Here is a 22,534-nt window from a genome sequence, read left to right as displayed (position 1 = left end):
CAAAGTCAGCGACAGCCAAGCTTGCATGGCTGCGACGTTTCAGGCCATGAAGCGAGCAAGCAAGTCTTGGATTGGGGCAGGCTGTCGTTGACGGCTTGAGCTTCAAGCCATGAGGTCGAAGGGCTCGCAGGCCGTGCCTTGGTGGAAACGCATCTGCCAGACCTGGCCCACGTGTTGCCACAGCGAGCTTCGTCGGCTGTGGCGGTGGACCTGGTCTTGCGCGTCGATATAGGCCGAGCGGTAAAGCAGCAAGGCCAGGTCGGGCGCCAGGATTTGCAGCTCGAAGTCTTGCGCATGGCTGCGAGGTGGCGCCGGTGCGCCATCGGGCTCGTCGCTGAGCAGGAGCGAGAGCATCTGCTGCAAGTCGTATCGCCGGCCTGATCGGCCGATTTCGATGAATTCCGCGTGCAGCAAGCAGCGCAAAGCCGTGACGTCGCGGCGCACGCCGGGCTCATGCAGCGCCTGCTCCTGCTGACGCAACAGCTCCAACAGCGAGGATGAATGATCCTGCGCCATCACTCCGCAGCCACCTGGGCCGATGCCGGCAAACCAAACACCCGGTCAAAGGCCCAGGTGAAGGCGATGGCGTAGACAAAGAAAAACGCCAGGATGGCCAGGTCCGCGATCAGGGCTTCGAGCAGGCTGATGTCCAGCCACCAGGCCATCAGCGGCACGAGGAACAGCACCAGCCCGCCTTCAAAGCCGATGCCGTGCAGCAGCCGTCGGCCCAAGGACCGGCCCTTGACCGTTTGACGCGCCTCCCAGCGCTCGAACAGGGCGTTGAAGACGTAGTTCCAGGCCAGGGCGATGCTGGACATGGCCAGGGCCAGCAGGGCCGAGGATTGCAGGGAAGCGGCGAACATCCAGGCCACGGTCGGGCCCACCATGGCCACGGCAAAGGCTTCGTAGAGAACAGCTTGAAGGACGCGGCGTTGACTGGGGCTCATGGGGCCGAAGTGTCGCAGGACGGCGGGGTTTGCCCGGCCTACTTGCCCGTGACGGCGGCCTGCCGCCGCCCAAGCACCCAGATGCTGAGCAGCAGCAAAGCGCCGCCCAGCCATTGGCTGGACCTCAAGCTCTGGTTCAGGAGCAAGGCCGAGAGCAGCACGGCGGTCAGCGGCTCCATCAAGGTGGCCACGGTCAGGGTGCTGGGGCTCAAGCGTGCCGCGCCCCAGCTGAAGGCCAGCAAGGCCAGCGCGGCGGTCACCAGGCCCAGGTACAAGAACCAGGCTTGCGGCGGAATCGAGTCGGGCCAGTGAAAAGGGCGGATCAGCGCGAACAGGCTGGTGCTCACTGCCGCGATGACGGTGAGACAGGCGCTCGATGGGCCTGGGCCCATGCTCACCGAGAGGCGCGAGCTCACCAGCGTGAAGCCGGTGTACAGCAGGGCCGATGCCACCGAGAAAGCAACGCCGATCCACAGGTTTTGTGTGTGCCCGACATCGATGCCGGCGCCATGGCCGAGCACCAGCATCACCGTGCCGGCCAGGGCGGCCCACAGGGCGGCAAACAGGCCCAGGCCCGGCGCCTCCGTGCCCCGGGCCAGGCCGATCAGCGTCACCAGCACGGGCGGCAGGCACAGCGCAATCAAGGTGGGCACGGCAGGGCCGATGCGCTCTATCCCTAAGAACCAGCACAGCACATAACCGGCCATGGCGGCGCCGGCCGCCACCATGGTCAGCCACAGGCTTTTCAGAACGGCCCAGTCGATCTGCCGGCCGTACACGGCCAGCAAGACCAGGGCGCCGACGCTGAAGCGCCAGAAGGAAATGTTCTCGGGCGAAAAGCCGTGCCGGCTGACCAGCACATCGACCACCAAGGCGCCGGTGCCCCAGAGCATGCCGGCCGAGCAGGCCGCCAGCAGACCCAAAAGGGCCTGGCCTTGGCGGGGCTGCTGTGTGCTTGGATTCATCAAGAGGTGTGCCTTGTGGTGTTGTTGCGGTTTGCGCGGGGTTCAGGTGTCAGCGCCGCCCCTGGGGCTCGCGGTCTTGCGAGGCGGGCCTTCGCGCCACAGCCCGCCTTCGCTGAAACACTCCCAGCCCCATTTCAGCCAGCGCAGCAGCGAGGCGGCCAGCCACAGGGCCCAGAACAGCATGGCCAGGCGGTACAGCCACAGCGGCGCGCTGATCACCCAGGCTTGGGCCGTGCCGGCGCCAGCGCTGAAGCGGTCGGCGTACCAGCTGAGCAGACTGGCATGCGAGTCGTGGCCGGTGATCATCAGATCCGGCAGGCCCAGCAGGCCGACCTGCAGCGCCTGCAGCAGCACGGCCACACAGCCCAGTGCCCAGAAGCCCAGCAACAGCTGCAGGCCGATGAAGGGGCCACGCGCCAGGCCGGGGCCATGGCGCTTGCGCAGCAAGAGCAGCAGAAAGCCCGCCACCACCCAGGCCAGGCCGGCCAGGCTCACCGGCGCCAGACCCAGGCCCAGCAGCAGCCAAGCCGAGAGCTGGAGTGGCAGGCCCGGCACGCGGCTCAAGCCCAGAGCCACAATCGCCACGGCCAGCAGCGCGCCCCAGAACAGCACGGCCGGGCCCAGCAGCGGCCCGCCCAGGGCCAGCACGATGCGGTCGCCCGGCACATGGATCTGCAGGCTGTCGTTCACGCCGGCCGCGCCCAGCTGCACGCTGGGGCTGCGGAACCACCAGCCCATGCCGCCATCATCGGCGCGCCAGCGCAGCTCCAGCCGGTGCTCGCCCGGGGTGATGGGCAGCTGCAGGGCGCCGTTCTTGGCTTGCAGGGGCAGCTCGGCGCCGTCCAGGCTCAGGCCTTGCAGGGCCGCGCCGGCGGGCAGCTGCAGGGTCTGCTGGCCGCCCAGGCTGGAGCGCAGGGTGGCGCTGAGCTTGAAGTCGCTGCTGCGCGCGCCGGGCGTCACCTCGGTCAGCACCTGGTCCCAGGTCAGGGTGGGGCCGGCCACGCCGGCCGGTCTGCTCAAATTCAGCGTCAGCTGCTCGCCAGGCCAGGGCCGCCACAGCGGCTGCCAGCGCCCGCCTTGCTGGTGCACCACCGGGGCCAGGCCCTGGTGTTCCACATGCCAAAGCGTCGAGGCATCCAGCGTCCACTGCTCGATCTGCTGGGTGGCCGGATGGCTCTTCAGCGTCAGCTGCGCCTGCGGGCGCAGCTCGCTGTCGAACTCCAGCACCTCGGCCGCGCCCAGTTGCACGCTGGCCAGGCCCTCGCTGATCTGCACGCTGTTGTCCTGCACCGCCTCGCCGGGCAGCAGCTGCCACTGCACACGCAGCGGCGCGCGGCTGGGGGCGATGCGCTCGATGCGGGTGTGCACGGTCCAGCGCAGGCCCAGCTCCAGCTGGCGCTGGATGCGCACAAAAGCGGGCAGGGCATCGCGCGGGTTGTTCTGCGCATCGGCACCGCCGGCGCTGGCCTTGTCCTCGCCCGCGCTCTGCTCGCGCAGCAGGCTCAGCGCGGCGCCGGGCAGGCCCTGGGCATTGAGGCCTTGCAAGCGCCAGCCGCGCAGCTGGCTCTTCAGCTCGCGCACCGGCAGGGGCAGGCTGATGTCCAGCTCCTGCACCGGCGTGGCGCCCAGATCGGCTTCCATGCTGATCTGGCTGATGCCGGCTTTCAGGGCGATCCAGAGCTGGCCCTGGGCATCGCGGCGCAGCGGCGCGGGCTGGCCGTCCAGCAGCACCTGGCTCGGTTGCCAGGCGCCGGCCTGGCCGGGCAGGGGCAGGGCCACATCGGCCTGCGCATGGGCTTCCAGGCGCAAGAGCACGCGCGAGCCTTCGGCCTGCAGGTTCAGGCGGGCCAGTTCGGCGCAGCGCGGCAGGCAATCCGGGGCAGGGCGCAGGCGCTGGCGCATCTCGGCCAGCAAGGCGTCCGACGGCGGCTGCAGGCCGCCGGACTTCTGGGGCTTCTCTGCGGGCACAGTCTTGGCCGGCTCATTCTCGGCATGGGCCGGGTCGGCAGGCAGGCTCAAGCCCAGGGCGAGTGTCAAGGCCAGTGCAGCGCTGGTGCCAGCGCCGGTTCCTGCCCGCCGCGGCCACCAGGGCTGACCCGTGCGGCCGCTGGCCAGGGCCAGCAAGGCCGCCAGCATCAGCAGCAGGCTGGCCACGCGCAGCAACGCCGTGCCGGCCGGCGGCAGCAGGTAGAGCTGCAGCGCTTGATCGGCCTGCACCGGGCCTTGCCAGATCAAGGCATGTTGCTGCCAATGCCAGCTGGGCAGGCCGGGGCCGGTCTGCACGCGGGCGCTGGGGTCGGCTTGATCCAGCCGCCGCAACTCTTTCTGCGGCGCGGGCGCGGCATCACTGACGGCTTCCTTGAGCCGGCTGTAGCTGGAGCCTGCAGGCGCGGGCACGGCCATTTCGGGCGGTGGGATGAAGGGTGCAGGTGGTGGAGGCGCAACGCGTTCCTCCACGATTGCCAACTCTTGGTGTTTGGAGACCTGTGCAAGCGGTTGGTCCAGCGCCGGGTACATGGCATAACGCAACTGGGCCACGCCATAGGGCAGCAGCAGCAAGGCGATGGCCACCATGCAGGCCTGCTCGGCGCGGCGCAGCAGCAGAGCCAGGCGGGCGAACTTTTCGGTCATGCTGCCCAGAGCGCGGTTGATGGCCATCAGGCCCAGCCAGAACAACCAGAGGAACTGCGGCGCATCGCGCAGATGCCAGCTGCACACCAGGGCCGCGCCCAGCAGCAGACCGCGCGGCCAGCCCAGCAGACGGCCGGCGGCCAGGGCGCTGAGCAGCACGAAGAAAAAGTCCCAGAGCGACCAGGCGCCCAGCCAGGAACCGGCCACCCGGTCAGGCCCGCTGGCGTGCAGCAGGCGCCAGCCGGGTGGCAGGTGCAGGGCGCTGCGGGCCGATTGGAAATCACCGCTCCAGCCGCTGGCCGGAAGCGGCGCATTGCGAGCCCAGCGGCTCTCTGCCGTGATGTTGGCCGTGCCTTGGCGCACCTCGATGCCGTCGGGCTGGGACGGCGCCGATGCGGCGCTGGGCCCTCGCCGCGTGATCAGTTGGTCCTGGCCATCGAGCTCGGCCCGGCCCAGGGCGCCCGGCGCGGCCAGCTCCAGGCGGGTGGAGCGACTCAGCTCGCCCTCGATGCGGTCTTGCGCGGTGTAGCCCTGGCCGTCGAAATCGAGCCAGAGCTGGCGCGTGAGGCGCAGCTGATCGGGCGCTGGCTCGGGGTTGCCGCGCCGGCTTTGCTTGATTTGCAGGGTGGCGCCGGGCGCCATGCGGTAGGCCGGAAAGCTCTGCCAGCTCTCGGGCATGACGGTTTGCTTGGGATCCACGGCGGGCGCGCCTTCGACGCTGACGACGCGCAGCTCGTTGTGTGCCGAGAAGGCCCAGACCTCCTCGCCCAGCGGGCTCTCGCCGGGCTTGGCAGTGGCGGCGGGAAGGGTCAGTGCTTGCGTGGGCGCCATGCCGCGGGCCAGCAGCTCCACGGTCCAGCGGCCCGGGCGCGCCTGCACCAGCAGGGCGCCGTCCTCGCGCAGCCGGGCCGGCAGGGCGCTGCTCAGCGCCTCGGCCACCAGGCCCGGCAGCAGGGCTTGCGGCAGCACCAGCTCACGGGCGCGGCCCGAGACGGCCAGCTCGATGTGGGTGTTGATGCGCAGGGGCACCTGGTCGTCGATCAGGCGCGCGGTGCGCACACTCAAGGCCTCGCTGCTGGCGCTGTCCTCGCGGCTGGCCTTCAGCCAGAGCCGGCCCTGGGCATCGGGCGTGCGCTTTTGCGCCTGGCCGTCGAGCCAGAAATTGAGCAAGCCCAGATTGGGCGGCAGCAGCAGGCCTTGGGGTGTGCTGGTCCAAGGGATCTGGCCCTCGATGACATGGCGGCCCGGCTCCAGGCGCACGCTGGGCCGGCCCTGGGCCAGCACCACGGCCAAGGGCTTGCCGGCGCTTTTCACGTCCTGCGGCCAGAGGCTGGGCTTGCTGTTGCCCGAGCCTGGCGCATCGTCGGCCGCTTCGCCGGGCAGGGGCAGCAGGCTGGCCGCGCCGTAGACCTGCACCTCCAGTCGGAAGCTGGCGCCGCTGGGCCCGGCGCGCAGCTCCAGCCGAGCCGGCCAGAGGCAGTTGCGCAGCTCGGCGTCACCGGGGCGGCCCGGTTGCAGCGGGCAGAGCTGGCTCTCCTGGCCTTGCATGGCCCAGGGCAACCAGTCGCGCAGTGCGGGCGGCAGCTCCTGCGGGCTCAGGGCGCCGGCCGCGGCGGCCCAGGCGCTGCTGCCGAGCAGGAGCAGGCCCAGCAGGCGCTGCTTCATGCGGCCTTGGACTTGCAAGGTTTGGGATTCAAGGCTCATGCCAGTGCTCCTGGGCTCCATCAGATCGCGCAGCTTAACTGCCCGGTCCCACGGCATGCCAGAACGTAGAAACCCAGGCGCATGTGCGGCCACCGCCCGTAGCACGAGCCGCTGCCGCCATGGCTGAGACAATGCGGGGCATGAGTCTTGTCGAGTTGCTCTTGCTGTCTTTGTTGGTCTTGATGCTGCTGGCGCTGTTCCTGCTCTGGCGTCAGGGGCAGGCCAGTCAGGTGGGCGAGCAAGACCCGACCCTGCTGCTCCTGCAGCAGCAGCTCAGCCAGGGCAATGAGCGCCTGGAGCGCGAGCTGCGTGACGAGCTCAGCCGCAGCAGCGCCGCCACCCGCCAGGAGCTGCAGCAAAGCCTGGGCCGCTTCCAGCAGGCGCTGAGCCAGGGCTTGCAGCAAAGCAACCAGTCCCTGGGCCTGCAGGCGATTGCGGCTCGCGAAGCGCAGGACGCCGCCGGCCAGCGCCTGGCCGAGCAGCTGGGCCAGCAGCTGCGCGCCCTGGCCCAGACCGTGGACCAGCGCCTGGGCCTGATTCAGCAGGACAACGAGAAAAAGCTCGAACAAATGCGCGCCACCGTGGACGAGAAGCTGCACGCCACGCTGGAGCAGCGCCTGGGCGAGAGCTTCAAGCAGGTGGCCGAGCGCCTGGAGCAGGTGCACCAGGGCCTGGGTGAGATGCAGGGCCTGGCGCGCGATGTCGGCTCGCTGAGCCGGGTGCTGGGCAATGTCAAAACGCGCGGCATCTTTGGCGAGGTGCAACTGGCCGGGCTGCTGGAGCAGGTGTTCACGCCCGAGCAGTACGCGGCCAATGTGGCCACGCTGCCGGGCAGCGCCGAGCGGGTGGAGTTTGCGATCCGCCTGCCGGGCCAGCGCCAGGACGGCCAGCCCCTCTGGCTGCCCATCGACGCGAAATTTCCACGCGAGGACTACGAGCGCCTGCTCGATGCCCAGGACCGCGCCGACGCGCCCGCCGCCGAGACCGCTGCTAAGGCCATCGAGCAGCGCCTGCGCACCGAGGCGCGCAGCATCCGCGAGAAATACATCGCCCCGCCGCACACCACCGATTTCGGCATCCTGTTCCTGCCCACCGAGGGCCTGTATGCCGAGGCCTTGCGCCGGCCTGGCCTGATGGAGGCGCTGCAGCGCGAACACAAGGTCATGCTGGCCGGCCCGACCACGCTGCTGGCCACGCTGAACAGCCTGCAGATGGGCTTCCGCACCTTGGCGCTGGAGAAGCGTTCGGCCGAGGTCTGGGAGGTGCTGGGCGCCGTCAAGACCGAGTTCGGCAAGTTCGGCGAGGTGCTGGCCAAGACCAAGAAAAAGCTGGATGAAGCCAGCCACACCATCGATGCGGCCGAGATCCGCACGCGGGTGATGACACGCAAGCTCAAGAGCGTGGAAGCGCTGCCGGACGATGCCGCCCAGCAGCTGCTGCGTTTGAGCCTGCCGGGGGACGAGGAGCCGCTCCATGGCGGCGGGGACGGTGCCGATGAGGCGCCGCGCGGAGGAGGAGAACGACCGCCTTCAGCTGTTTGAAGGCGGGACTCTTCGAAAGCATGTTCCTTTGACCCACGAAGCTGACCCCACCGATCCAGACACCCAGGCCCACCGCGCCAGCGCGGCCGCTCTGCGCCGCGCCTTTCCCTGGCTGATCGCCACCCTGATCACCCTGCATGCCTGCATGGCCAGCACCCGTGTGGCCGCCAGCCTCTGGGTGCTGCACCAGGGCTATGGCGAGTGGACCGTGGGTCTCTTGCTCAGCCTCTTCGCCGTGGCGCCCATGGCCCTGGCCTTGTGGGCCGGGCGCCAGGCCGACCGCTATGGCTTCCACCGCCCGGTGGGCATCGGCGTCAGCATGGCCTTGTTCGGCGCCTGTGTGGCCCTGGCCTGGCAGGGCGTCTGGACGATTGCCTTCAGCTGCCTGCTCAGCGGCGGTGCGCTCAGCGTGGCGGCCGTGGCCATCCAGCGCGAGGCCGGGCTGATGGCTGACGACCCCTCGCAACTCAAGCGCGTGTTCAGCTGGGTGGCTCTGGGCCCGGCGCTGTCCAACGCCCTGGCCCCCGTGGTGGCAGGCCTGCTGATCGACCATGTCAGCTTCCGCGCGGCCTTTGCCCTGGCCGCTTTGCTGCCTCTGCTGTGCTGGCTCATGGCGCGGCGCGTGCCGCGCCACCCGCCCAAGCCGCAGAGCGCGGCCCAGCGTGCCCGCCCGGCCTGGGACTTGCTGCGCCAGCCGGCCTTGCGCCAACTGCTGCTGCTCAATGTGGTGCTGGCCGCCTGCTGGGATGCGCACAGCTTTGTCGTGCCCGTGGTCGGCCATGCGCGTGGCCTGAGTGCTTCCAGCATCGGCGTGGTGCTGGGCAGCTTTGCGGTGGCGGCCACGGTGGTGCGCCTGGCCATCGTGCGCTTCTCGCAGCATCTCGATGAGCTCAAGGCCTTGCGCAGCGCCATGCTGCTGGCCACCGTGGTTTTGTTCGGCTACTACTGGCTGCCGGGCACGGCCGGCCTGATGGTGGGCTCGGCCCTGCTGGGCCTGGCCTTGGGTTCGGTGCAGCCCATGGTGTTGTCCATGCTGCACCAGGTCACGCCGCATGAGCGCCACGGCCAGGCCCTCGGCCTGCGCATGCTGGCCACCAATGGTGCGACCGTGGCCATGCCCGTGGGCTTCGGCCTGCTGGCGGCGGCCAGCGTGGCGGCCGCGCCCATGTGGCTGATGGCGGGTTTGCTGCTGCTGGCACAGTGGCCCGCCGCACGCCTGACTCGCCATCAAGACGGCGCAGCCTGAGCGTCACCGGCTTCAGTGCGACATCAGCACCGGCACCGTCATCGACTGCAGCATCGAGCGGGTGACGCCGCCCAGGACCAGCTCCCAGAGCCGGGTCTGGCCGTAGCCGCCCATGACGATCAGATCGCTGTCGCTGTCGGCGGCGTGTGACAGCAAGGCTTCGGCCACGGACGCGTCGGGCATGAAGGATGACATCAGTCGCTCGCTCATTGAAGGGTCGCGTTGGTGCAGCACCTTCAGCGTGCAATCGATGCCGTGCAGACGCAGATAGGCCTGCGGCTGCAGCAGCGGTTCGGGGCCGAGCTCGGCCTTTTCGGCAAAACGAACCAGCTCGACATGGCGGGCGCGCTGTAGAAAGGGCAGGGCATCGCGCAGGGCACGTGCGCTTTCGCGCTTGTCGCACCAGGCCACCAGCACGCGCTCGCCGCAACGCTCCAAGGGCGTGTCGTTCACATAGGGCACAAACAGGATGGGGCAGGCGGCCGAAACCAGCAGGCGACCGATCAAGCCATCGGCCGAGCCGTCGGGCACTTGCGGGTCTTGCTGGCTCATCACCAGGAGATCGCAATTGCGGGCACGCTGCACCATGGCTTCGACGGAGTCCGCCATTTCGCTGCTGAAGCTGATGTCGCCGCCGGCCGCCTGGACCAGCGTTTGCGCGCGCTGCGCACGGCGGTGGTCGCTGCCTTCGTGCAGGTCCAGTGCCAGGCTGGCGCCTTCCGGCGAGATATAGGCCCCGGTGTTGCTCGGCGCCACCGCATGGACGGCTGAGAGTTCGGCGCCCAGGGTCGCAGCAAAGCGCTGCGCCAGGGCGATGACTTGGGCCGAGTGAGGCTGGTCATTGACATGCACCACCATGGATCTGAGTTTGCTCGCGCTCATGGCATCCCCTTGAGAGTTGAGTCACTGCACGCTCAAATGCTAACGCCTGCCAGGTGGTTTGACGGCAAAGTCAGCGCCCGTCTTGCGGGCCGTAGAGCATGAGGCCGGCCAGCAAGCAGGCCATGGGTTCACGCTGTTCGGTCGGCAGCTGGCGGTGCTGCCAGATCCGACCCGGGTGCAGCACTTCGACCGCGGCCAGGCCGCCGCCGCGCAGGCTGTCGACCCGGTAGCCCAGGGCCGGGGATTGCAGGCTTTGCTCCACGGCCATGCCGTTCTGGCTGCGGCGCTCGGCGATCTGGCTCATGCGGTACTCGGCGCCGCCGACATGCATGCGGCCTTCCAGTGGCTTCCATTCGTCCTTGAGCTCCAGGCGCGCTTCCTGGTCGCCGTGCTGGCAGCTGCAGGACAGCGTGGCCTTGTTGTTCTCCAGCAGGACGCCGATCTTCAGGCCCTGCTCCTTGGAGCGGTATTCGCAGCTGGCGTCCCAGTCGCGCTGCCCCTTGAAGCGGTACTGGAAGCCTTGCTTGTGGGTCTTGTTGCTGAAGATCCCCAGTGACAGGCCCTCGCTGCTGCCCCAGCCGCGTTTGACATGGCTGACCTGGTAGGACCCCACCTGGAAGTCCTCGGCGGCGAACAGCCCGGTACCCTTGGCGCGGGTGCCCACATCGAGCACCTCGGCCGTCTGGCCCAGATCGCCGGGCGCGGCCATGCGGGTGGGCGCGGTGACGCAGCCCGCCAGGGCCAGCAGGCCCATCATGGGCAGAGCGAGCCAGCGGCGCTGCAGGCGGGCGGAGGGCGGGGTGCAGAGCTTCTTCATGGTGCGAGGGGCCGTTCGGGTGTGAGGGCCGCAGTGTCGCTGAGGTCGCGCAAAACGCGCCCTAAATAAAAACTGTCACGAAAAAGTTCAGTGAAACGCGCTCGGTGGGCCTGATTCAATAGGCCTTCAGGGGGCTTGCTGCATGCGCAGGCGCCGGGCGGCGTCCTCGTCGCGCGCGTCGTCGATCTCGCGCAGCACGCCGCGCAGGTCGACCGGACGGTGCTGCTGCTGGAAGCGGCCGCTGAGTGGGCTGTCGGGCGTCAGATTGCCGCGCTCGAACAAGGCCCAGAGTTCGTTGCCGAAGTCGCTGGCCAGCAATTCGGGGGCAAAGCGGCCGAAGAAGTTGCGCAGATTCTCGACGTCACGCAACAGCATGCGCTTGGCGTGGTTGTTGCCGGCGGCGTCGACGGCTTGCGGCAGGTCGATGATCACCGGGCCGTCCTCGGCCAGCAGGATGTTGAACTCGGACAAATCGCCGTGGACGATGCCGGCGCACAGCATGCGCACCACCTCGCGCACCAGGGTGGCGTGGTGGCGCCGCGCCGCTTCCGGCGTGAACTGCACATCGTTGAGGCGCGGGGCTGCGTCGCCATTGGCATCGGCCACCAGCTCCATCAGGAGCACGCCTTCGAAGAAGTTGTAGGGCTTGGGCACGCGCACGCCGGCGGCGGCCAGGCGGTAGAGCGCGTCGACCTCGGCGCTCTGCCACGCGGCTTCCTGCTGCTCGCGGCCGAAGCGGCTGCCCTTGGCCATGGCCCGGGCCGAGCGGCTGTTCTTGACCTTGCGGTTCTCGGTGTAGTCCACGGCCTGGCGGAAGCTGCGCTGGGTCGCTTCCTTGTAGACCTTGGCGCAGCGGGTTTCCTCGCCGCAGCGCACGACAAAGACCTGCGCCTCCTTGCCGCTCATCAGCTGGCGAGCGACGCCGTCGATCAGGCCTTCTTCGAGCAGGATTTGCAGGCGCTTGGGTGTTTTCATGGGCCGATTGTCCCAGCCCCGGCCGAGCTCTGCCGCAGAATGCCGAAGTTTGCCGCCGTCGGCGGCGTGTCTTCCGTGTGTTTGTGCCCCTGGCTGATCGGTTGCCCCACCATGTTTCTGCCCGCTCCCTTCCGACTCTCTCTCGTGCTGCTGGCCTGCAGCCTGGCCTTTGCGCCGGTGCAAGCCGCCACGGCGCCGCCCAGCGCACGCCCGGCCAAGGCGGTGCCCGGCAAGGCCAAGCCGGTGGCGCCGGTCGCAGCGCCTGCCATGACTGCGGTGACCGCGCCGGCGCGCGCCGAGTTCGTGCGCGAGCTCGGCGGCATCGAGGAGTACCGCTTGCCCAATGGCCTGCAGATCCTGCTCTTCCCCGACGAGGCGCAGAGCACGACCACGGTCAACATCACCTACCGCGTCGGCAGCCGCCACGAAAGCCAGGGCGAGTTCGGCATGGCCCATCTGCTGGAGCACCTGGTCTTCAAGGGCACGCCCACGCACCGCGACATTCCCGGCGCCTTCGCCGAGCGCGGCGTGCGCTTCAACGGCACGACCACGGCCGATCGCACCAACTACTTCGCCTCCTTCAATGCCAGCGAGGACACCCTGGCCTATGTGCTGGGCCTGGAGGCCGACCGCATGGTCAACAGCTTCATCGCCAAGTCCGACCTGGACAAGGAGATGAGCGTGGTGCGCAATGAGTTCGAGCGCGGAGAGACCGAGCCCATGCAGGTCTTGTTCAAGCGCGTGCAGTCGGTGGCCTACGACTGGCACCCTTATGGCAACTCGACCATCGGCCCCAAGAGCGATATCGAGAACGTGCCGATCGAGCGCCTGCAAGCCTTCTACAAGCGCTTCTACCGGCCCGACAACGCCACCGTGCTGGTGGCCGGGCGCTTCGACAAGGCGGCCGTGCTGAAGCGCATCGCCAGCCAGTTCGGCCCCCTGGCCCGACCAACGCAGGCCTTGCCCGCGCTCTACACCGAGGAGCCGGCCCAGGACGGCGAGCGCACGGTGACGGTGCGCCGCGTCGGCGGCCAGCCGACCCTGCTGGCCTACTACCATGTGCCGGCGATCGCCCATGCCGACTCGGCGCCGCTGCTGGTGCTGAGCCTCTTGATGTCCATGCCGCCCAGCGGCCAGCTCTACAAGGAGCTGGTCGAGAGCAAGCTGGCCATCAACGCCGGTCTGTTCGGCCTTGGCAATGCGGCGCCGGGTGGCATCTCGGCGCTGGCGATTCCGGCCAAACAGGAGGACTTCGACAAGGTTGAAAAACTGCTGCTCGACCTGGTCGAGGGCCGCAGCGCCAAGCCCTTTGAGGACAGCGAGCTGCAACGCGTGCGCGAGGTGGCGCTGAACTCCTACCGCCAGCAGATGAAAAACCCCGAGGCCTTGATCCAGCAGATCTCGGGCTTGCTTGGCGCCGGCGACTGGCGCCTGCTGTTCCAGCTGATGGAAGACCTGCCGCGCGTGACCTTGGCCGATGTCGAGCGGGTGCGCAAGGCCTACTTGCAGCCGGCCAACCGCACCCTGGGCCGCTATGTGCCGGCCAAGGAGGTAGCGCGGGTGGAGATCCCTGCCGCACCGCCGCTCGATCAGCGCCTGGCCGAGCTCAAGGGCCCGCCCAAGGTCGAGGACGGCGAGCGTTTTGACCCGACGCCCGAGCATCTGGCCGAGCGTACGCGCAGCCAGACCCTGCCCAGCGGCATCGAGCTGCACACCTTGAGCAAGCGCACGCGCGGCAACAGCGTGCACCTGCAGCTGCAGCTGCGCTGGGGCGAACGCGAGGCCACCTTTGCCCGCCGCGGCACCGGCCTGATCAGCGAGCTGATGCTGGAAGGCAGCCGCAGCCTGGACAAGCAGGCGCTGCAGGACCGGCTGATCCGGCTCAAGGCCGGGCTGTCGATCTCGGGCGCGGACCAGGGCGCCGTGGTCAACATCACGGCCGAGTCCGACAGCCTGCTGGAGACCTTGGACATCGTCGCTGGCCTGCTGCAGCAGCCGCTGGTGCCGGCCGATGCCTTCGACCGCATCGTCAAGAAGGGCATCGCCCGCCTTGAGGGTGCGCGCTCGGAGCTGGAGACCCTGCGCCAGGAGGCGGTGCGCGAGCATTACAACTTCGCCCTCGGCGTGGTCCAGGGCCAGCCCGATTACCAGCTCAGCATCGCGCAGCGCCTGGCCGAGCTGCGGGCCATTCGGCTTGATGATTTGCGCAGCTTCCACGCCGATTACTGGTCGGCCAATGAAGCACGTGTCAGTGCCGTGGGCCCCTTGCCCGCCGGCCTGGCGGAGCGAATCGAGGCCCTGTTCGGTGCCTGGAAGAAGCCGGCAGCGCCGCGCTTTGTGCGCTATGAAGCGAAGCACATCAGCATTCCTCCGGCGCGCTTTGATGTGCCGGCCAAAGACAAGGCCAATGCCATTCTGCGCATGCGCCTGGAGTTCCCGCTCAATGAGCTGGACCCCGACTACTTCCCCCTGGTCCTGGCCAGCCAGATCTTCGGCGCCGGCGGCATGGAGAGCCGCCTGGCCAGCCGCGTGCGCCAGCAGGAAGGCCTGAGCTATGGTGTCGGTGCCTCGCTCGGCGTGCCGCGCTGGGGCAATGACGCCACCTTGTCGATCGGCGGCAGCTTCGCGCCGCAGAACCGCGACAAGGTGCTGGCCTTGATCGACGAGGAACTGGTCAAGATGGCCACGGTCGGCGTCAGCGAAGCCGAGCTGGCCCGGGCCAAGAAAGACGTGTTGGAAGGCCGTCTGCAAGGCCGCGCCGACGACGGCCAGCTGACGGCCACGCTCAGCCACTTGGCCGAGCGCGGCGAGGGCTGGCCGGCCGTGGCTCAGCGCGAGGCGCAGATCCGCGCCGTTACGCTGGAGCAGGTCAACGCCGCCTGGGCCCGCCACATCAAGCGCGAGACCTTTGTGATCTCGACCGCCGGCGATTTCTGATCGGGCCTTGCCCTGTCTCAAGCCGTCGATGGCGCTGCAAGCTATGAGTTCTTGCCAGGCCAGCAGCGAGCCGCACAGCGCCTGGAGGAGTGGGCGCGTCAGATCGCCCTGGCCCTGGCCGACGTCCCTCAGGGCGGCCGCCACTGGCCTCTTGCCTTCATTTGGGCGCCCTATGCCTTGCTCGGCGATCCGCTGCGTTAGCATCACTTCCGCCTTTGCCATTGTTTCCAAACAGCTTTGGGGAGTTTCCATGCGGATTTGTTTCCATGTATCCAAGTTGGCCTGCTGCGCCGCTTTGCTGGCGCTGGTCGCGCTGTCACCGGCGCGGGCCGAGGAAGCGGGCTGTGAAGTGCTGGCCGTGGCCGGCGAGGCTTGGCTGGAGGGCAGCACGCCGCGCGCCCTGCGCATGGGCGAGCGTCTGGCGGCCGGCGCCGAGTTGCGCACCGGAGCCCAGGGCCGGGTGCGCCTGCGCTGCGTCGATGGTTCGACCCTGCTGCTGGCCGACCGCAGCCAGCTGCGCCTGGAGCGCCTGCAGGCGCGCAGCGCCACTGCCGAACGCGATGTCAGCCTGCTTTTGCGCCTGGGCCTGGTCGGCCAGCGCATCGCGCCCGGCGGCGGCCGCTGGGAGGTGCGCACGCCAACCGCCGTGACGGCCGTGCGCGGCACCGAATTCATGGTCGAGGTCGGTGCCGACCAGGCCACGGCGGTCCATGTGCAGAGTGGCGAGGTGGCCGTTGAGGCGCTGTCCAGCCAGCCAAGAACGCGCAGCCTGCGGCCCTCGCCGCCGCCCCTGCTGATGGGCCGCGCCGCCCTGGGCACGCGCTGTGACGGCAGCGGCGAGTGCAGCGAGCCCAAGCCTTGGGCCGAGCAGCGCCTGAAGGAGCTGCGCCAACGCCTGGGCGAGTTCTGAGATGGCGGCGCCCGCTGCCTTGCCGGGGCCGGGCCGTTGGAGCTTTGTGCTGGCGGCCTTGCTCTGCAGCGCCTTGGCCACGGCACTCTGGGTGGCGCGTGACCGGGTCGACCTGTTGCACCGACTCGATGGCCTGAGCCTTGATGCCCAGACCCAGTGGCGCGGCCCGCTGAAGCCGGCCAGCCGGGAACCGATCTTGCTGGTCGAGTTGGATGAGGCTTCCGTCCAGGCTCTGGGGCGGGTGGTGCCGGGCCGCGCCGAACTGGCCCAGGCCTTGGAGCGTTTGCAGGCGGCCGGTGCCCGCTTGGCGGTGTTGGACCTCCTCCTGCTTGATTCGAGCCGAGATGAGCCCGCGGGCGATGTGCAGCTGGCCGCCATCATGAAGGCCTGGCCCCGGGTGCTGATTCCCTTTGCCTTGCCGCAGGAGGCGCAAGCCGATGCACCGTCCGGCGAAGCTGGGACCGGGTCGGCGTTGCTGGCTCAGGCTTTTCGGCAGTACCGTGGCGACTCGACCCCGCCCTGGCTGCAAGCCGGGCACCTGTTAGCGCCCTTGCCCACGCTGGCCGAGGCCGCGGCCGGCCTGGGCCATGTCACCGCCCGGCGCGACGGCGACGGCGCTCTGCGCCATGACCTGCCGGCCTTGTTGTTGGCGGGCGAGGTCTACCCTTCGCTGGCCCTGCGTGCGGCCGCCGCGGCACGTGGCCTGGATTGGGCACAGACGCGGCTGGACTTCGGCCGCGGCATCGACCTGGCTGGAGGCCTCCGTCTGCCGCTCGACGGCTTGAGTCGTCAATGGGTCAATTACTACGGGCCGCGCGGCAGCTTCGAACACATCGGCTTTCTGGATCTTCTGGAAGGCCGGGTGGCGCCCGAGCGCTTGGCTGGGCGCATTGTGTTGATGGGCGCCACGGCGCTGGGTTCGGGCGATCATTTCCCCTCGCCCTTTGATGGCGCCCTGCCCGGGGTCGAGCGCCTGGCTACGGTGCTGGACAACATCCTCAGCGAGCGCAGCCTGCAGCGGCCGCAGTGGGCGGGCGCGGCCGAACTGGGCCTGATGCTGGGCCTGCCGGCCCTGGCCGCCTGGGGCCTGAGCCGCTGGCGCCTCTGGCAAGCCTTGCTGGCCAGCCTGCTGCTGGTCGGGGGCCTGCTGGCGCTGGCGCAATGGGGTTTCGAGCAGCAGCGGGTCTGGCTGGCCCTGGCCTTTCCGGGCCTGGCCTTCTTGCTCGGGGTGTTGGCTGCACTGGGTTTGCGCGGCCTGCGTGAGCAGGCGCGGCGCGAGCAGGCTTGGGCGGCGCTGCAGGCCAGCGAAGCGCGCTATGCCCTGGCCAGCCAGGGCGCCAATGACGGCTTGTGGGACTGGGATCTTCAGCAAAACACGGTCTATTACTCCGAGCGCTGGCTGGCCTTGATGGGCCTCAGCGCGGCCGAGGCCGGCAGCGGGATGGCCGCCTGGACCCTGGCCCTGGACGCGTCCGGCCGCCAGGCCTTTGAGACCGAGCTGCAAGCCCATCTGCAGGGTCTCAGCCTGCAGTTCAGCCATGAGCTGCATCTGCGCCAGGGCGGGCAGGATCGTTGGCTGCTGGCGCGCGGTCTGGTGCAGCGCGAGGGCGGCCTGCGCGATGGCCTGCCTCTGCGCATGGCCGGTTCGCTGACCGACATCAGCGAACAGCGCCGCCTGCAGGCGCAGCTCAGCCATGACGCGCTCCATGACCGCCTGACCGGCCTGGCCAATCGCAGCCTGTTCAGTGCCCAGCTGGCCCAGGTGCTCAAGGGCTCGGACGCGGCGCAGCTGAGCGTGCTGGTGCTGGGGCTTGATGAATTCCGTGCCTACAACGAAAGCCAGGGCAGCTTGGCCGGCGACGCCTTGCTGCAGGAGCTGGCGCGGCGCTTGCAGGCCCAGCCGGGTCTGCTCGGACTGGCGCGCCTGGGCGGCGATGTCTTCGGTCTGGCCGGTATGGCCGCAGCTGGGCTGCAATCTGCGGTGCAGACGGCGCTGGCCGGCCTACCCTTGAGCGCCAGCCTGGGCCATGCCGTGGCCGGCCAGGGCCTGAGCAGCAGCGAGGAATTGCTGGTGGCGGCCGAAACGGCGCTGGCCCAGGCCAAGGATCTGGGCACCGGCCGCAGCCACGCCTTTGACCCGGCCGAGCAACTGCTGGCGCACAGCCGGCGCTTGATGCGCGAGCACATCGACCGGGCCCTGCGCGAAGGCGAGTTCCAGCTCTATTACCAACCCTTTGTGGACCTGGCCTCACGCCAGCTGCTCGGTTTCGAGGCCTTGATCCGCTGGCCCCATCCGCAGCGCGGCATGGTCATGCCGGGCGACTTCATCCCGGTGGCCGAGGCCAGCGGCCAGATCGCCGCCATCGGCCGCTGGACCTTGCTGGAGGCGGCGGCGCAGCTGCGGCGCTGGCATGGTTTCGGCTTTCAGGGCGAGATTGCCGTCAATGTCTCGGGCCTGCAGCTGGAGCGCGGCGAGGAGCTGCTGGCCGATGCACGCGCCACCTTGCTGGCCCTCGGTGAGGTGCCTGCGCGTCAGTTGAAGCTTGAAGTCACGGAGAGCATGGCCATGGCGCAGCCGCAGCGCTGTGCCGAGCTGCTGCAGACCTTGGCGGCGATGGGCTTCAAGATCTCGATCGATGACTTCGGCACCGGCTACTCCTCCCTGGCCTATCTGCACCGCTTCCCCTTTGACACGCTGAAGATCGACCGCAGCTTTGTGATCCGCCTGGGCGCCGGCCGCGAGGCGCAGGAGATTGTCCGCACCATCGTCGGCCTGGCCTTGGCGCTGGATAAGCAGGTGCTGGCCGAAGGCGTGGAAGAAGAAGCACAGGCGCGCCTGCTGCAGGAGCTGGGCGTGCAGGTGGCCCAGGGCTGGCTGTTCGCCAAGGCCTTGCCAGCGGCCGAGGCCGAGCGCCTGATCGGCGGGCCCGGCTGGCCGCGGCCGGCGCTGTCAAGCGTTTGAGCGGACCTGACCCCAGTGGCGGGCCGCTTCGAGCTCGGTGATCAGCAGGTTCTCAGCCTGCCGCCACAGTTACTCCCAGGTCAGATAGACCTTTCTTTGATCATCGTCGTTGTAAGTACCTTCCAGCCGCTTCTTGCCTTCAACCGGTTTCAGGCGCGCCGTGATATCCATGGGGCCGGAACGGTTTGAACAGCTTTTCGGGCTGAAAACCCAGGCCCCTTCAATGAACTCTGCGCTTGTCTCGGCCCACGGGCAGTAGGGCCACCACACAACTTTCAACCTTGCCTGGCTGACCGAATCCATCCGGACCAGTTGGATCTCGACTTTGTTGGAGTGTCCGCTACCACTGTTGCTCCACCAGCCCTCCATCTTCAGGGGCAGAGCTTCCTGTGCGATCGCCGTGTAACTGGTGAGCAGGAGCATTGACAAAGCGAGTAGCTTCTTATCAACAAGCATGGCTAACCTTTGGATTGCCTGGTCGAGGGACCCATCGAAGCATTGCGATTATGGCGGCGAGCCAATCAAGACCCATCTACCGCCTAGTGTCCTGTCGCATGAATACGTTCTGCAATTCGTTCGACCTTTTTCAAGCTTGAATCGGCAGCCCAAAGGAGCAGGTCGGACTTCAGTCATACAGGGCAGCAATGTGCTCAAGCGGAATCTGTTTGAGCTTCATCAAGAGGCTGGCTGCGTCCATTTGTTTTTGGTGGGCCAACGACCTCAATGGCCAAGACCTGCCGTTGCGAGCTCCACGGGTCGGATGCCGTGCAATCTTCCGAAGCTGCTGGTCAGCTAAGTCGGAGTGTGGGACCAAGTGGACGCGAGACGCAGGCCGCCCCTGGCGTAGACGGTGAACTTGCTGGCGTTGGTCAGCTCAGTGCTTACGGGAGCCTGTGCTGCGTCAAATGTGGCCTGCTTGAACACCGACCTGTCCAGAGCTTTGTGCGACGGCGCTCCAGGGGAACAGGCCAGGAGAACTGCAAGGGCAGCCAGATCATGACAACGCTGAGCGCGAAGATCACCGTGCGTCAGCCATGGACAGGGCCTCCGCCGGCAGTTTTGCTGGCGCTGTAACACTGTCAATCCACGCTTTCATGGCGCGTGATATTCAGGGGATGTGCACATCGGCCTAAATTTCGGGCGGCTGCGAATCCACATAACGTGGCAGGTGCAGATCGAAACGACAGCCACATCCCGGCTCGCTGCTAACGTCAATGCCGCCACCTAAGACGCTGGTGACCAGGTTGTAGACGATGTAGAGGCCCAGGCCGCTGCCGCCTTGTCCAAACCGGGTCGTGTAAAAAGGCTCGAAAAGATGTCGCAGCGCAGCCGGCGCTATGCCGCATCCATTGTCGGCATAGGTGATGAAGACGTCCGAGCCTTTTGCCTGAGCTTGAATGGTGATGCGGCCTTCGGCCTGAGATTCAAAGCCATGTTTGACGGAGTTTGTCACCAGATGGCTGAGGATCTGTTCCAGCGGCCCGGGGAAGCTATGCAAATGAATGCCGGGGTCAATGTCGAGTTCAACTTGCACTTGGCCCAACAGGTGGCTGCTGCTCAGCATCGACAAGGTGTCATCGACCAGGCTTCGCAAGTCAAATTCGCGTCGGTGGGTGCTACTTTGATCCACCGCGATTTGTTTGAAGTCGGTCACCAGCTTGGCCGCGCGCTTGGCATTGCGCTCGATCAGTTGGCTGGCATCGTGCAATTGATCCAAGCGAGCCACCACGTCGGTGCGGCGCAGGCGCCCGTCGAGCAATTCTTGGCCAAAGGTCTTGCTAACGTCTGCGAACGTCGTGGCGACGGTCAATAAATTGCCCAGCGGCGTGTTCAGCTCATGAGCCACACCGGCGACCAAACTGCCCAGGGCAGCCATCTTGTCGGCTTGCAGCAGTTGCTCCATGGCCAGTTCTAGCTCATGGCTGCGCGCTTCAACGCGGGCCTCTAACTGTTGATTCAGCGTGAGCAGGCTCGCTTGCGTGCGTTTGAGCGCAGTCACATCGATCACGGTTTCTATTGCTCCGATCACTTGACCCTGTTCGTCACGCAAGGGCGCCGCGCAGAAGCGCAGCCAAAGCTCGGCCCGTTCACCTTGCGCAGGAATAGAGGCCTCCCCTTCCAATGCCCCCGGCACCACATCACTGCTGCGGAGTTGGTCGCCAAACAGGTGCGTTAGGCTCTCGAGGCCCAAGCCGTCCACCACTGCATCAACCAGGCAAGGCCGTGCCGTAGGGTAGATGCCGCGCCAAACTTCATCACTGCCGATGATGTCCTTCTCCGCAACTCCGGTCAGCCGCGTCATCTGCTCATTCCAGAAGGTCACCCGATGTCCTGCATCGATGGCAAATACCGCCACCGGCAGGTTCTGATAAATCTGCTTGACTTGATGTTGGAAGGCCTGGGCTTGGGTCTCCAATTGTTTACGGTCGGAGATATCGCGCACCGTGGAGATGATGCGTTCGCCTTCGGGCAATTTGAACGAGGTCAGCGACACATCGGCCCAAAAATGGCTGCCATCTCTGCGGCGCGAACGCCACTCAAAAAACTGGGGACCTTCGTTTCTGGCCTTGTTGATTCGCTCTGTGATCTTCTCCCCGGTGTAAAAGTTGGCTTCGTCGCTGAGTTGCGCCGCACTGAGCAACTGAGCCTCGGCAGGGCTATAGCCATAGAGACTGCAAAAGCGCGGATTGACATCGATGATGGCCAAGCTTTTGCCGTCGCGCACAAGGATGGCGTCGTTGCTGCCGTTGAAAAGCGCCAGATAATTCTGAGTGCTTTGACGCAGTGCCTGCTCCGAACGGTGGCGCAGCCGAATTCCGTTGATCAAGAGCGCAATGATGATCAGCAAGCTGCCAAACAGGCTGATCAACCAGCCCAGATAGGGCCGCAGATCAGCCCACCAGTTGGCGGGGCGATGAAGCACCATGGCATGGTTGGGCAATGCCGCCTCATCAATGCCCCAGAGGCGAAGTTGTTGATGCTCGAACGTTGGCACACCCGGAGCCGCCAGCATTGGCAAATCACCCGCGCGCCGGCCTTCCAGTACCTGCACCGCCAAGCGGCCCAGATATTCCCCTTGCATGCGGCCGGTGATCAGGTAGCCCCCCAGGATGTCCGGCCGCATGCTGACGTCGCGCGTGACCGTCAACGGGGCCGCTGCAGCTTTGGCCCAAAGTTCGCTGGCTTCCTCATGGCTGATGACGAGCCCCTGGGCATCAAGATTGAAAGGCAGGGCCAGCACAAGATCGGTGTTGCGCAAGGCCCGCAAACGGGTCTGCACCTCACGCACTGACATCCGCGTCAGATGTTCGACCTGCAAGCGGGAGTGTTGGGCCAAGACAGGTGCGAGGCTGGCCACTTGAGCCAGGCTGGTACGACTTTGGTCATGCACGATCACGACCCGTTTGGTTTGTGGCAACAACTTCAACATCAAGGCGAGGTTTTGGCTCTCGTTGGTGTCATCAAACACACCGCTGATATTGCCCTCCTGCTGCAAACTGGCCCGGCGACTGCCAGAGACTCCTGAGAACAAGATCGGCACAGTCGGGAAATGGCGTGCCCGCATGCGCAGGGCAAAGTCCAGCGCATCGTCGTCGGTGGCCAACATAAGACGCGGCGGCGAGAGGCCGTACTTGGTCAGCAACAGGTCTTCGACTTTTTCCAGATAGCCTGGCAATGGCTGTACGTGCTTGGTATCAAGAAAGTCCAAGCTCAGCTTGACCGGGCGGCCATAGCGGAGCAGTTCGCTGCGCAAGCCCGCGATTTGCGCGTCGCTCCAGGCCATGCCGGCGTGGTAGGACACCAGCAGCATGACTCTTGCGGCTGATGCTGACTCGCGCTCAGCCGCAGTCTGAGGAGGCTTGATTTCCTTCGCCTGCGAGGAGGGTTGCGCCCCGACCTTGGCTGCGCAAATGAGCCAGAAAGCAAGCAGCAAAGCCTTCAGAAAGTACGCCCACAGGCCAGCACACCACGCCACGGAAACAGGCCTGATGAGCCAAGGTGTACGCATGAACGAAG

At 67.3% G+C, this 22,534-nt stretch carries 15 protein-coding genes; 6 read left to right on the top strand and 9 right to left on the bottom strand.

The window, feature by feature from the left end:
* Window positions 1-102 precede the first annotated feature (102 nt).
* The 4 genes from LNV28_RS08570 to LNV28_RS08555 are packed head-to-tail and all read right to left on the bottom strand — an operon-like array spanning window position 103 to window position 6,247.
* The gene (locus LNV28_RS08570; protein WP_263518543.1) at window positions 103-516 is read right to left on the bottom strand and encodes a nuclear transport factor 2 family protein; all 414 of its coding nucleotides are present in this window, start codon (window positions 514-516) and stop codon (window positions 103-105) included.
* A complete protein-coding gene (locus LNV28_RS08565; protein WP_263518541.1) occupies window positions 516-947 on the bottom strand; it encodes a PACE efflux transporter in 432 nt (143 codons plus the stop codon). Before LNV28_RS08565 ends, LNV28_RS08570 begins: the two co-directional genes overlap by 1 nt.
* 38 nt (window positions 948-985) lie before the next feature.
* Window positions 986-1,912 (bottom strand): DMT family transporter, encoded by a 927-nt coding sequence (locus tag LNV28_RS08560; RefSeq protein WP_263518539.1) that lies wholly within the window; start codon window positions 1,910-1,912, stop codon window positions 986-988.
* Window positions 1,913-1,954: 42 nt separating this feature from the next.
* The gene (locus tag LNV28_RS08555; protein WP_263518537.1) at window positions 1,955-6,247 is read right to left on the bottom strand and encodes a hypothetical protein; all 4,293 of its coding nucleotides are present in this window, start codon (window positions 6,245-6,247) and stop codon (window positions 1,955-1,957) included.
* A 119-nt stretch (window positions 6,248-6,366) separates the two neighbouring features.
* On the opposite strand from LNV28_RS08555, the gene LNV28_RS08550 reads away from it, so the two are divergent.
* Window positions 6,367-7,788: a DNA recombination protein RmuC gene (locus LNV28_RS08550; protein ID WP_263568790.1), complete on the top strand. Its 1,422-nt coding sequence runs from the start codon at window positions 6,367-6,369 to the stop codon at window positions 7,786-7,788.
* Window positions 7,789-7,816: 28 nt separating this feature from the next.
* On the top strand, window positions 7,817-9,034 hold the full coding sequence (locus LNV28_RS08545; RefSeq protein ID WP_263518533.1) for an MFS transporter: 1,218 nt from the start codon (window positions 7,817-7,819) through the stop codon (window positions 9,032-9,034).
* 12 nt (window positions 9,035-9,046) lie between these two features.
* Here the strand turns inward: LNV28_RS08545 and LNV28_RS08540 are convergent, their stop codons facing one another.
* The 3 genes from LNV28_RS08540 to LNV28_RS08530 form a co-directional block, all read right to left on the bottom strand.
* The gene (locus LNV28_RS08540; RefSeq protein WP_263518532.1) at window positions 9,047-9,916 is read right to left on the bottom strand and encodes a universal stress protein; all 870 of its coding nucleotides are present in this window, start codon (window positions 9,914-9,916) and stop codon (window positions 9,047-9,049) included.
* 70 nt (window positions 9,917-9,986) lie between these two features.
* The gene (locus tag LNV28_RS08535) at window positions 9,987-10,733 is read right to left on the bottom strand and encodes a hypothetical protein (RefSeq protein WP_263518531.1); all 747 of its coding nucleotides are present in this window, start codon (window positions 10,731-10,733) and stop codon (window positions 9,987-9,989) included.
* Between the two features lie 126 nt (window positions 10,734-10,859).
* Window positions 10,860-11,708, bottom strand: a complete 849-nt coding sequence (locus tag LNV28_RS08530) for a PA4780 family RIO1-like protein kinase (protein ID WP_263518530.1) — start codon at window positions 11,706-11,708, stop codon at window positions 10,860-10,862.
* Between the two features lie 111 nt (window positions 11,709-11,819).
* On the opposite strand from LNV28_RS08530, the gene LNV28_RS08525 reads away from it, so the two are divergent.
* From LNV28_RS08525 to LNV28_RS08510, 4 genes are read left to right on the top strand one after another with little or no spacing between them, the layout of a single operon-like run.
* Window positions 11,820-14,645 (top strand): M16 family metallopeptidase, encoded by a 2,826-nt coding sequence (locus LNV28_RS08525; RefSeq protein WP_263518529.1) that lies wholly within the window; start codon window positions 11,820-11,822, stop codon window positions 14,643-14,645.
* A gap of 51 nt (window positions 14,646-14,696) precedes the next feature.
* Entirely contained in the window at window positions 14,697-14,846 is a 150-nt protein-coding gene (locus LNV28_RS08520; protein WP_263518528.1) for a hypothetical protein, read from the top strand.
* Between the two features lie 49 nt (window positions 14,847-14,895).
* On the top strand, window positions 14,896-15,555 hold the full coding sequence (locus tag LNV28_RS08515; protein ID WP_263518526.1) for a FecR family protein: 660 nt from the start codon (window positions 14,896-14,898) through the stop codon (window positions 15,553-15,555).
* Window position 15,556: 1 nt separating this feature from the next.
* Window positions 15,557-18,517, top strand: a complete 2,961-nt coding sequence (locus LNV28_RS08510; protein WP_263518525.1) for an EAL domain-containing protein — start codon at window positions 15,557-15,559, stop codon at window positions 18,515-18,517.
* A gap of 69 nt (window positions 18,518-18,586) precedes the next feature.
* Here LNV28_RS08510 and LNV28_RS08505 read toward each other — a convergent pair whose 3' ends face one another.
* Both LNV28_RS08505 and LNV28_RS08500 read right to left on the bottom strand, forming a co-directional pair.
* Entirely contained in the window at window positions 18,587-18,973 is a 387-nt protein-coding gene (locus LNV28_RS08505) for a hypothetical protein (protein ID WP_263518524.1), read from the bottom strand.
* A 673-nt stretch (window positions 18,974-19,646) separates the two neighbouring features.
* Window positions 19,647-22,526 (bottom strand): sensor histidine kinase, encoded by a 2,880-nt coding sequence (locus LNV28_RS08500; protein WP_263518523.1) that lies wholly within the window; start codon window positions 22,524-22,526, stop codon window positions 19,647-19,649.
* Window positions 22,527-22,534: the final 8 nt, after the last annotated feature.

The sequence above is a fragment of the Paucibacter sp. DJ2R-2 genome (assembly GCF_025717675.1).
Taxonomy (GTDB): Bacteria; Pseudomonadota; Gammaproteobacteria; order Burkholderiales; family Burkholderiaceae_C; genus Paucibacter_A.
Note: the sequence above shows the minus strand (reverse complement) of the source record. Positions and strands in the feature narration are given on the sequence as shown.